This is a genomic window from Spiroplasma endosymbiont of Megaselia nigra (genome assembly GCF_003987485.1).
GTDB lineage: Bacteria > Bacillota_I > Bacilli_A > Mycoplasmatales > Mycoplasmataceae > Spiroplasma.
In genome coordinates this window covers 1-2,711 of record NZ_RCOO01000155.1, presented here as the reverse complement: position 1 = coordinate 2,711, position 2,711 = coordinate 1, and the positions used below count along the sequence as shown (strand labels likewise).

The following is a 2,711-nucleotide window of genomic DNA, read 5'->3' as shown; positions in this document are numbered from 1 at the left end:
CCTAAATTTGTATCATTTTTAAATTTTGATATTTTACAAAAATTTTCATTATTTGGTTTTCACACAACAAAATATCATTTATTATCAACTGTATTAAATCGTCTTTCTTGTGGTGTTATTCATTCTAAGTTATTTTTAATATTTTTATCTTTTGTATTTATTTTGTTTTCTTCTTTTAGTTTTTGTAATTGTTTTTTTGTATATTCATGTATTTTAGTATTATTATCACAAGCGACTAAACTTATTGTACTTGTTCCCATTAAAGTGATTGTTCCTAAAATACTTAATATCTTTTTCATATTATATTGTGTATATAATTAATTTTTTACTATTACTATGCCTGTTGTGTTTGTGTTATTTTTAAATGTTATATTTTTTTCATCTAAATTCAAAGGAATAGCTTCTCCAATTTCAGTCTGATGCATAATTATTTGTTTTTCAGTTTTAATATCATAAGAAAAATTTATACTATTATTATCATTTATTTTAATTTTTGAAGGCAAAATATTATTTTCTAATAAATTAAGCATAGCATCTTTAATTGAAATAGAAATTTTAGATTTACTATTATTTTGATCAATAAAATCTGCGCTAACCATACCTTCAACTTTTTGATAATAATTTAAAATAAGTCTTATATTATTTTGTCAAGAAGTAACAGAAATTGAAATTTTACTATGTGGTGGAACTTTTACTGGTTGAGACGGAACAGTTATTGTTGTAGTATTTGTAGTTGTTTTAATTTCTGTGTCAGAAGAATTTGAGGTATCTCCTACAGTATAAGTTTTTGATCTTCCTCATGTATATCCACCACCAACTTCAACTGCAACTTCAACTTTTCCTTCTGCAACAAGCGGTATACCGGCAGAACCACTGGCCTTAGTTGTAATTTTAGTATTTACATTTGCACTTCAATTATCAGTATTTGATGTTGTTTCTGATTTAGAAAATCCATTCATTTTTTGAAATGTATTTGTTTCTGTTAATTGTTTAGAACAAGAAACTGTATTTTGTGTTTGTTCAATATTACTATTATTTATAAATGTTGAATTAGAATCTTTACAAACATCATTAAGATCTTGTTCTAAATTAGATGATTTATTTTTTTGTGTTTGTTCAATAGTAACATTAGATACTGTTAAATTTTTTAAATTAATGTTTGAAATATTTTTAATTTCAGAATTAGGATTTTGTTTTTTATAATATAAATACAAACCCTTTTTTATTTGATCGCTAATATTAATAATAGTAGATTCATTTAATTCTAATGGACTATACCCATAAATAGTATTATTACCTACAAAATAAATCATATTATTCAATATTAAACCATTACTAGAAACTCAATCTTGATTATTTGTTAAATGCATTATAGTTTTTTGTTGTCCTGTTGCAGGATTATACTCGTATAATTTAACGCCCGCAAAAAAATAAAACCTATTATTTAGCACCACACCGTCAGAAGAAACACCACCTTGTGTGTTTATAACTACTTTTTGTTGTCCTGTTTCCGTATCATATTCATATACTTTAAAATCAGAAGATCCAAAATATAATTTATTATTTAGTGCCGCGCCAGAAGAAATAACATCACCTTGTGTGTTTATAACTACTTTTTGTTGTCCTGTTGCAGGATTATATTCATATACATTATTATCATTTGAACCAAAATACAGTTTATTATTTAAAACAACCCCAGAAGAATAAACTGCACTTTGTGTGTTTATAACTACTTTTTGTTGTCCTGTTGCAGGATTATATTCATATACTTTACCATCACTTGAACCAAAATATACTTTGTTATTTAATGCTACACCAGAAGAATAAACTGCACTTTGTGTGTTTATAACTACTTTTTGTTGTCCTGTTTCCGTATCATATTCATATACTTTACCATTAAATGAACCAGAATAAATTTTATTATTTAAAACTAAACCAAAAGAATTAAAACTACCATTCTCGCCAATAGATTTTGTTATTATTCCAGAAATATTATTTTTATTTTCTCTTTTGTTTTTAATTAAATTTTCTAAATTATTTGTTTGTGAATAATAATTAATGTCATTATTTAATTTTATTTTTTCGTATGAACTAGAAGCAATAACGTTTGGCATTGCTGTTCCACCAATTGTTAATACACTTAATAAACTTAAAAGTTTTTTCATTTTTTATAATTTCCTTTCTTTTATCTTGAAACTTTTTATCAAGACCAATTAACATTATATATATATATATATATATAAGTCAAGTATTTTAATATGTTATTTTAGAAAGGAGACGATTTAATATGATTATTATTGTGATTATATTACACTAATCTGGGCTCGCGGTGATTTCCATAAGTTTTGCGAAAAATTACTTAAAGTTTAAAAAAACTTTTGGCGCGCTTTTCAAAATGCTTGGGAAAAATTCTAAGCGTTAAGCGAAGAATTTTATAAAGGTTCCCAAATTTGTTTGAAAGAATCTCAAAATTTTTTTTAACTTGTAAGTCATTTTATCACAAAATTTCAGAAAATCAACCGCTCGCCCAAAACCCTAAAAAACATTGGTTTTTTACAATCCCATCTTAAAACGATACGGATAAGAACCATAAAATAATGCATCATATGGGTCATGGTACATTTTACTATCGGGTGTGTTTGTTTTGGTATCACTAAATCTTAGTTCACTAATGCACTTATCTAAAAATGGAAAGTTATCTAATATGCCAT

The 2,711-nt window shown here is 25.1% G+C and carries 2 protein-coding genes; both read right to left on the bottom strand.

Annotated elements, in window-relative coordinates:
- Positions 1 to 299 (bottom strand): lipoprotein (locus D9R21_RS05595; RefSeq protein ID WP_158613927.1); only part of this gene is annotated, 299 nt, incomplete at its 3' end.
- Between the two features lie 18 nt (positions 300 to 317).
- Positions 318 to 2,165 carry an outer membrane protein assembly factor BamB family protein gene (locus D9R21_RS05590; RefSeq protein ID WP_126821430.1) on the bottom strand — a complete coding sequence of 616 codons (1,848 nt, stop codon included), beginning with the start codon at positions 2,163 to 2,165 and terminating at the stop codon, positions 318 to 320.
- Positions 2,166 to 2,711: the final 546 nt, after the last annotated feature.